The sequence below is a fragment of the Spirosoma sp. 48-14 genome, from assembly GCF_001898575.1.
GTDB lineage: Bacteria > Bacteroidota > Bacteroidia > Cytophagales > Spirosomataceae > Spirosoma.
The window spans coordinates 1-9,012 of sequence record NZ_MKUD01000059.1 but is presented as its reverse complement, the minus strand read 5'-3'; the positions used below and the strand labels follow the sequence as shown (position 1 = coordinate 9,012).

General features: G+C 54.8%; 6 protein-coding genes. All 6 read left to right on the top strand.

Going from position 1 to position 9,012, the window contains the following annotated elements:
• A partial coding sequence (locus BGO59_RS26545; RefSeq protein WP_293688725.1) for an efflux RND transporter permease subunit occupies positions 1 to 2,215 on the top strand: 2,215 nt, incomplete at its 5' end.
• Positions 2,212 to 3,447, top strand: a complete 1,236-nt coding sequence (locus BGO59_RS26540; RefSeq protein WP_293688723.1) for an efflux RND transporter periplasmic adaptor subunit — start codon at positions 2,212 to 2,214, stop codon at positions 3,445 to 3,447. The genes BGO59_RS26545 and BGO59_RS26540, both read left to right, overlap by 4 nt.
• A 107-nt stretch (positions 3,448 to 3,554) precedes the next feature.
• Complete coding sequence (locus BGO59_RS26535; protein ID WP_293688721.1) at positions 3,555 to 4,775, top strand: sodium:proton exchanger; 1,221 nt, start codon at positions 3,555 to 3,557, stop codon at positions 4,773 to 4,775.
• 165 nt (positions 4,776 to 4,940) lie between these two features.
• On the top strand, positions 4,941 to 5,894 hold the full coding sequence (locus BGO59_RS26530; RefSeq protein WP_293688719.1) for a PE-PGRS family protein: 954 nt from the start codon (positions 4,941 to 4,943) through the stop codon (positions 5,892 to 5,894).
• Between the two features lie 671 nt (positions 5,895 to 6,565).
• Entirely contained in the window at positions 6,566 to 7,360 is a 795-nt protein-coding gene (locus BGO59_RS26525; protein ID WP_293688717.1) for a cation transporter, read from the top strand.
• A 20-nt stretch (positions 7,361 to 7,380) separates the two neighbouring features.
• On the top strand, positions 7,381 to 9,012 hold a 1,632-nt coding region (nadE, locus tag BGO59_RS26520; RefSeq protein WP_293688715.1), incomplete at its 3' end, for an NAD(+) synthase.

Genomic DNA, 9,012 nt, shown 5'->3' with positions numbered 1-9,012 from the left:
CGAGGTGAATCGCACGCTCAGCGCGGCCTTTGCCGGGCAGAGTGCGGGCATCGTCTACGAAGGCGAACGTCGGTACGATCTGGTCGTCCGACTGGCCAATCAAAGCCGCCGAAGCATCGAGGACGTGCGGGCACTGACCATTTCGGTACCGGAAGGGACACCCGTGCCGCTGGGCCAGTTAGCCAACGTCAGCCTCAAGCCAGGACCGAATCAAATTCAGCGGGAAGATGCCAAACGGCGGCTGACCATTGCCTTCAACGTCCGGGGGCGGGACGTGGAGAGTGTGGTCCGGGACTTACAGAATAGAATCGACGCCCAGGTGAAACTGCCCACGGGTTACGCGCTCACCTACGGCGGGCAGTTCGAGAATTTGATCGAAGCCCGCGAGCGCTTACGTATTGCCGTGCCGGTAGCCCTCGGCCTGATCTTTTTGCTTTTATTTATCACGTTTGGCTCCGTAAGACAGGCCGCCCTGATTTTTACGGCCATCCCGCTGTCGGCTATCGGGGGGATAGTGGCCCTCTGGCTACGCGACATGCCCTTTAGTATTTCGGCGGGTGTGGGCTTTATTGCCCTCTTCGGCGTGGCGGTGCTCAACGGCATTGTACTCATGGCTGAATTCAACCGGATTCGACGCGAGCAGGGCGTGAGTGACCTCCATGAGGTCATCTATCAGGGTACGGCTGTGCGGCTGCGTCCCGTCTTGATGACGGCAACGGTCGCTTCCCTCGGTTTTCTACCGATGGCCCTATCCACTACTGCGGGGGCGGAAGTGCAGAAACCCCTGGCCACGGTTGTCATCGGTGGGTTGCTTACGGCGACGCTGCTGACCTTACTGGTTCTGCCTATTCTGTACTATTTAGAAGAAAGCTGGTTTGGCCAACGTGAGGAAGTGGCTCCCGGGGTTGCCTCCCCGAAGTCGACCTCGGGCATCGCTCCCAGTTGGTTACTGGTTACCCTGTTGGCCGGTTCGCTGTTGGCCGGGGTCACGACCGCATCCGCGCAGGTGAACACCCAGTCTCCAGTGAGCCGCCCCCTTTCCCTGGAAGGAGCGCTTCAGCAAACGGTTCAGAATAACCCCCTGGTCCGGGTTTCCGCCCTGACGATTGGCGTACAGCAGGCGTTACGGGGCACGGCCACCGACCTGGGCAAAACCGATCTGTCAGTTTCGCTGGGCCAGTATAACAGCCCTTATTTTGACCAGTCGCTCTCGGTAGGACAGCGGTTTCCTGCCCCGGCCCTTATCCGGAGCCAGCGCCGACTCCTGGATGCCCGAATTAACGGGGCTGAAGCCGAAGCCCGCGTGACCCGGCAGGAGCTGGCCCTGCAAACCAAATCAGCCTACTACGAACTAATCTACCTCCGCTCCCTGCGGGGTGAACTGCTCCGGCAGGATAGTCTGCTGCGGACCATCGTGCAAGCTTCCCAGGTCAGAAAGCGCACCGGCGAAGGGTCCTTGCTGGAACAAACAGCGGCTGAGGTCGAAGCCCGGCAGCTCCAGATGGCCTTGCGGCAAAACCAGTCAGATGAACTGATCCGGCTCCGACGCCTGCAAACCTTACTGGGAGCCGAGACACTGCCCCGCGTGGGTGATTCCGTGTTGAGTGTTCGTTCGCTCGACCTGCCGCTCATCGACTCAACCGCGCTGAGGCAAAACCCCGAACTGGCCCTGTTACTCCAGCAGCTTGAACTGGCCAGGCGGGAAACAGACGTGGAGCGGGCGCGACTCAAGCCTGATTTTGCCCTGACGCTAACGAATCAGTCGCTGCGGGGATTTTATCCACTGGCCGACGGGACGGAACAATACTATAACGCGGCCCACCGGTTTACGTTCGGCCAGGTGGGCATCTCCCTACCGCTGATTGCCAAGCCCCTGCGGGCCCGGGTTCGGGCCGCCCAGTTGAGTCAGCAGCGAGCCGAAGCGAGTCTGACTGCCCGTCAGCGAAGCCTGCGGGGAGCCTACGATGAACTGGTGCAGACCTACCGCAAGAATGAACAGACCCTCGCCTATTTTCAGCAATCGGCGCTGCCCCAGGCTGCCCTGATTCGACAGACGGCCGAGCGGTCCTACCGGGCAGGCGAGATCGGTTATGTAGAACTGCTTCAAAACCTGCGCACCGTCATCGGTATTCAAACGGGTTATCTGGCGGCACTCAACGAGTACAACCAAACGATTATCAACCTTGAATTTATCCTGGGAAGTACGCAACCATGAACCATCCATCCTTCAACTGGCGGCTATGGCTCGCCCTATTTATTCTACTGAGTAGCCAAACGGCCTGTCAGCAGGGAGACAAATCCCCCCAATCGAGAGAAACGGCAGCCCCGACTAAAACCGGGGAATCGACCGAATCAACGGAAGAAGCCGGTACGGTCGAACTAACTGAAACTCAGTTTCAGACGGCGGGTATTCGACTAGGACCGCTGGAGACCCGAACCCTGAGTAACTTGATCCGGGTGAACGGGGCACTCAGCGCTCCCCCCCAGCAACAGGTATCCGTTTCGACGCCCTATGGAGGCATCCTGGTATCGGCCAGTCTGCTTCCCGGTACGCTCGTCCGCAAAGGTCAGGTACTGGCCGTGCTGGAAAATCCTGAATTTATCCGGTTACAGCAGGACTATTTAGAGACGAGCAGTCGACTGACTTTCCAGCAGCAGGAGTACGAGCGGCAACGGGAACTGAGTCAGCAGAACGTCGGGGCGCTCAAAACGTTGCAGCAGGCAACGGCTGAACTGGGTTCGCTCCGGGCCCGGACAGAGGGCCTGCGACAGCAACTGGCCCTGCTGGGCATTCCCTTATCCGAACTGAAAGGCGGCAAAATTAGCCGTACCGTAACCATGCGTGCTCCCATTGACGGAACGGTGACGGTGGCCGGCGTTAACCGGGGCCGGTATGTGGCGGCTAACGATGTCCTGTTTGAAATCGTCGATGCCAGTCGGCTCCTGGCCCAGCTCACCGTTTTCGAGGGCGACGTGGCCCAGGTGCAGGTGGGGCAGCGGGTGCGGCTGAGTTTGGTTGGTCAGACCGGAGCTTCCATTCCGCGTGAGTATACGGGTCGCATCCGGCTGATCAATCGGGAGACCAATACAGACCGAACCGTGTCGGTCTATGCCTCCTTCGATCACGCTCCGGCGGGTCTGCGTCCGGGAACCTTTCTCAAAGCCGTGATCGAAACCACTTCCCAACCGGTTCCGGCCTTACCCGAAGGAGCCATCGTTCAATCCGGCAATCAATCCCAGATTTTTGTACTGGAAGAAAAAGAAGGCCAGGGGGAAGGAGCACGGTATCGGTTTCGAGCGATTCCGGTGCGCATAGGCGTGACTGAAAATGGGTATCAGGCCGTTACCCTGCCCCCTGACCTGAAGCCGGGTAACCGAATTGTCATGGCCGGGGCGTATGATCTGCTCTCGGCCATGAATAACACCGAAGAAGAGGAGGGTAAATAAAGAAACCAGCCGGAAAATACAGGCGATGAAATCCGGTTGTCGATTCACCAAGCACCCCTGCGTATTTGGTAAATCGGCAACCTTAAAGGCTCTAACTTAATCTTTATATGCGTTCGTTTTTTGTGTCTGTCTTCCTCGCCGTTACGGCCACCCTACCGGCTCTAACCCTCCGTTTCGGTAGCTGGCAGCCCGGAGCTCTGGTTGCCGTTGGCTGCTTCGGCTGTGCCATTTTAGCCGCCGGTTTTCTATTGTCCTGGGGGGCTGAAAGTGCCGAACGGTTTGTGTCCCAAGGGTTAATTCTGGCCTTAGTTGCTTTGGTGACGGTGCTGCCTGAATACGCGGTCGATATTTATTACGCCTTTCAGGCCGGTCAGCACCCCCAGTCGATGTATGTTCATTACGCTGCGGCCAACATGACGGGAGCTAACCGGCTGCTGGTGGGGATTGCCTGGCCACTGATGGCTGGCCTGCATTGGTACAAGACCCGTCAGCGGGCTATCGAGCTGCAACCCGCTAACGGACTGGAGATCGGCTTTCTGCTGGGTGCCAGTTTTTACGCCTTTATCATTCTGCTCAGGGATCAGATCGGCTTATGGGATACCCTTCTGCTGGTTGGGTTATTTGGTGGCTATCTATGGCGGGTTAGCCATACCCCAAAGGCACAGGAAGTCGAGGAAGACGAGGAACCCGGCCCGGCAGCCGCCTTGTCGGGGCTGCCCAAAGCGCAGCAGTGGGTGGTCATCGGTCTGCTTACGGCGGTGGCCAGCGGTGTGATTTTGGTATGCGCCGAGCCATTCGCTGAATCCATCGTGCGGGCGGGTCGTCAGGTAGGAGTCGATGAATTTCTGCTGATCCAATGGCTGGCTCCGCTGGCCAGTGAAGCCCCCACCGTCTCGATTGCGGTTTTGTTTGTACTGGCTGGCCGCTCCGGGGCAGGCTTAACGGCTATGATCAGTGATAAAATTAATCAGTGGACGCTGCTGATTGGTATGCTGCCGCTAGCGATGAGTGTTGGCGCATCTGCCTTTACGGCCCTGCCTTTAGATGCCCGCCAGCATGAAGAATTTTTCTTAACGGCCACCCAATCGCTTTTTGGGGTGGCCGTGCTCCTTCGCTTACGGCTTAGCCTGTGGCATGCTGCTATCCTGTTTGGTTTGTTCAGCGCCCAGGTTGGCTTGGCTTTTTATTACCAGCACGATCCGGTTGCCAGTGTGAAAGCGCTGACCTATTTGGGTTGGGTGTATCTGGCTTTAGCTCTGGCTTTCTTTACCCTGAATCTACCCCAACTTAAAGCGGTAGCCCGGCGGGTGCTCAGCGGTAGCGCGTGAAACATTTCGGATTGAGCAGGAAACTAGACCAACCTGCTAATCCTGACGTAACGGCCTTAGACAGAAGCATTCTGTTAGTAAGGCATGAAACCTCAACAGAACGCTCAATCCTTTTTAGCTATATCCCACCGCGTTTAAAGAACTGATTCACCTAACCTGTTTTTTATGTTACAACAAGCATTTCTGATCAGCTTACGGGCGTATACGAAGGGACGATTATTCGTTAAATGTATTCAGGCTTTCCGTTTTTGGAAAGGTCTGGCTGCTATGCTATCGATCCTGCTGTTGGCCGCCTGCGCCCCAGAAAAAGGATTGGACCCCACCTTTACTGTAGAAACGGTTCCCCAGCGGGTACCCGTTGAACCGGGATTGATCGACGAGGCATCGGGCATCGCCGACAGTCAGACGATAGATGGCCACCTTTGGGTCGAGGAAGACAGCGGTAATCCACCCCAGTTAAATCTGCTCTCGCATGCGGGTAAACTGATCGGACGATTACCCGTACCGGGCGTTGTGAACCGGGATTGGGAAGATCTCGCGATTGGCCCGGGCCCACAAGTCGGCATTTCCTACCTGTACGTAGCCGATATAGGGGATAATTCAGGGGGTAATGGGGAAAACTATATCTACCGGCTGGCAGAACCAACCTCGTTGACGGCAATGGTCTCCTCGGTTGATCGAATTGCGTTTCGTTACGCGGACGGTCCGCACGATGCTGAAACGCTCCTGTTAGACCCCTTAACGCGCGATTTGTGGATCGTCACCAAAGCCGTTGACAAGGCACGCTTGTACCAGTTGGCGTATCCACAAAATACGACAGCGGTTTCTACTGCCACCTTCAAGGGAGAAGTAGCCCTTAGTTTAGTGACCTCGGGCACTATCTCGCCCGATGGGACGAACATCGTGTTGAAAACTTACGTGGGTATCGCCTACTGGCGACGCGCTGCCCCAGAGCGTCTCGATGCAGTACTCACTACCCAGCAACCTCGCTCATTACCTTACCTGATCGAGCCCCAAGGTGAGGCAATCGGGTTTGATAAAGCGGGGAACGGCTTTTTTACCCTGAGTGAACGGGGCAGTGCCGCGTCAGTTACTTTGAATTATTATAAACGACTCTAATTAGTCAACAGTATTGCAACGAAAGCGAACATTATTCAACTCGTTTTACATCAACCTGGTACTCCTTAAAATGACTGGACAACCTCCCGGTAGTTGATGGCCTGAACCTGCCTTGTTGTCTTGTGCAGCTCAAGGCGACTCAACCGTTTTTTTGCTCTTGTAAACAGGTATATATCGTTTACGCAAGGGCCTGCTAACCCACTACTGAGGAAGGCCAGCCCAAAAACCGAGCAGGTATTCCTAGCACGGAATAGCCAAATTAAATCCGATCACTTTTACCCAATAGGACCCATGGTAACCTTAATTCGAACAGTACAAGTGTTATTTGGGCTGACAATGGCCCTAGGGGTAGGCGGCTGGTGCCTGTGGCGCTTAGCCTGTTTAAGCGTAAAACGGCTAAAAATAAAGCCTATATGGAACGCCAGAAGATTAAAGGGACCGGGCAGAAGGCTCCACTGCAATCTCAGCTAAAGAAAAAGAAAGCAACAATATCCAAGCAGGCGCTGTATAGTGCGCAACAGGTAAACCAGCGAGCAAAGTAGAAAAACAAACTCCACTAGGAACAGTATAGCAAGCTTGTGAAGGGTTGGCACTTTTAATCTTGATACCCTATTTAAAAGTAACTGGTTTAGATATAAACAAATTAAATTCAAAAAAAATGTATTTCGGTAATGAATAAGTCAACATTTCAGGTGTCCAAGATGGATTGCCCTTCCGAAGAGCAATTGATTCGCATGAAGCTGGCCGACAAACAGGGCATCGAGCAACTGCAATTCGACATTCCGAATCGCAAAGTGACGGTACTGCATAATGGAGATGCCGAACCGATCACGCGCGCGCTGGCCGATTTGCGGCTGGATAGCCGACTACTCGAAACCGAAGATGCGGACCTGGCTGAACTAACGGAAGAAGCTCCGCGCGACCGGCGTTTACTGCTGACGGTGCTGGCGATCAATGGATTCTTTTTCGCCCTGGAAGTGTTGGCGGGTATCCTGGCCGATTCAATGGGGCTGGTTGCTGATTCGCTCGATATGCTGGCCGATGCCCTGGTTTATGGCCTGGCCCTCTATGCGGTAGGCAAAGCCGTAAGCGCCCAAAAGCAGGTCGCCCGCACTAGTGGTTATTTACAATTGATCCTGGCGGCTGGGGGATTGGTGGAAGTGGTGCGCCGGTTCATTACGGGCGAAGAATTACCTGATTTTGGTTTGATGGTAGGAGTTTCCCTGTTGGCCCTGATCGGCAATTCGATCTGTCTATACCTATTGCGACGCGAAAAGAGCGACAAAGCGCATATGCAAGCCAGTGAGATTTTTACCTCAAACGACATTGTGGTCAATCTGGGCGTTATTGTGGCGGGTGGCCTGGTGTATCTAACCCATTCCCCCTATCCCGATTTACTGATCGGCTTGGCAATTTTTGGGGTGGTAGCGCGGGGTGCCCTGCGCATTTTTCAATTGGCGCGCTAAGGCGCACAAAGCGATGTGACATGAAACTTTTAAACGTGGCCGCAGGGGCGTTGAATCAAACGCCCCTGCATTGGGAACACAATACCCAGAACATCATTGATGCCATTCAGGCCGCCCGCGCTCAGCAAATCAGTTTGCTTTGCCTACCGGAGCTATGCATCTCCGGTTATGGCTGCGAAGATGCCTTTTTCGCTCAGAATACAGTGGATCAAGCCCTAACCTGCCTGCTCGACATCGTCGAGCATACGCAAGGCATTCTGGTAACGGTGGGCCTACCGATCCGGTACAATAACCGCATCATCAATGCGGCCTGTCTGCTGGGAGATAGGCGCATTTTAGGGTTTATTGGCAAGCAGCATTTGCCGAACGATGGGATTCATTACGAAGAGCGATGGTTTCAACCCTGGGTACCCAATCAACGCGCCCAGATTCAGGTGGGTCAAGCTACTTACGCGCTGGGAGATTGGGTATTTGACGTTTCTGGTATTCGTATCGGTTTTGAAATTTGCCAGGATGCCTGGATCGCGGGTCGGCCTGGTCGGACGCTTTATAAACGGGGCGTCGATATTATCCTGAACCCTTCGGCCAGCCATTTCGCATTCTTCAAATCCGAGGTGCGCGAACGGTTGGTAGTCGATGCGTCCAGGGCGTTCGGGGTTAGTTATATCTACACGAATTTGCTGGGCAACGAAGCGGGGCGGGTCATCTATGACGGGGATGCAATGGTAGCCTCCAATGGTGTGTTACTGACATCAGGGCCACGTTTGAGCTACGAAGATTTCGTGCTCGTCTCGGCGGTGGTAGACGTGGAAGCCACCCGATTGCGTCAAGTTCAGGATCGGGGGCCGATTGCACGGGATGCTTCCGAATGGGTCATCAAAATAAATTTCGACTTTCCAGCTATAGAACCGCGCACGCAGAAAGCGGAATTGGAAGCCTGGGAACGGGGTGGCTATCTGAAAGAAGAAGAATTTTCCCGGGCGGTTGCCTTGGGCTTGTTCGATTATCTACGCAAAAGCCGTTCGCAGGGGTATGTATTGTCACTGAGCGGGGGAGCTGATTCGTCGGCCATTGCGGCCCTGGTCTTTTTGATGATCCGCATGGCGGTTGAAAATATTGGCCTTGATGGCGTCAAAAAGAAACTCGGCTACATCCAGGCTATTCAGGACTGCGATACTTCAGAAGCTATTGTGGGGCAGTTGCTGACGGTCATGTATCAGGGTACCCAAAATTCGTCCGACGATACATTTCAATCTGCCAAGGAACTGGCCGACGATATTGGCGCGCGGTTCCTATCCATCCGCATTGATGACCTGGTGGAAACCTATCAAGGGCTGATTGAAGAGCAATGGGGCCGCAAACTCACTTGGGAAACCGACGATATTGCCTTGCAGAACATTCAGGCACGGGTGCGGGCACCCAGCATTTGGATGCTGGCGAACCTAAGCAATGCGCTTTTACTGACGACCTCCAACCGTTCGGAAGCCGCTGTGGGCTATGCTACAATGGATGGGGATACCGCTGGGAGTATTTCCCCCATTACCGGCATTGACAAGCATTTTCTGCGAAGCTGGTTGCGCTGGCTCGAAACCGTCGGGCTGAATGTCAAAAATGCCTGGGTATCGCCCGACCGTAGCGGCACGATGAGTCAA

Coding starts and splice junctions, on each gene's coding strand:
- BGO59_RS26540 (WP_293688723.1), top strand. CDS start 2,212: ATGAACCATCCATCCTTCAACTGGCGGCTATGGCTCGCCCTATTTATT.
- BGO59_RS26535 (WP_293688721.1), top strand. CDS start 3,555: ATGCGTTCGTTTTTTGTGTCTGTCTTCCTCGCCGTTACGGCCACCCTA.
- BGO59_RS26530 (WP_293688719.1), top strand. CDS start 4,941: ATGTTACAACAAGCATTTCTGATCAGCTTACGGGCGTATACGAAGGGA.
- BGO59_RS26525 (WP_293688717.1), top strand. CDS start 6,566: ATGAATAAGTCAACATTTCAGGTGTCCAAGATGGATTGCCCTTCCGAA.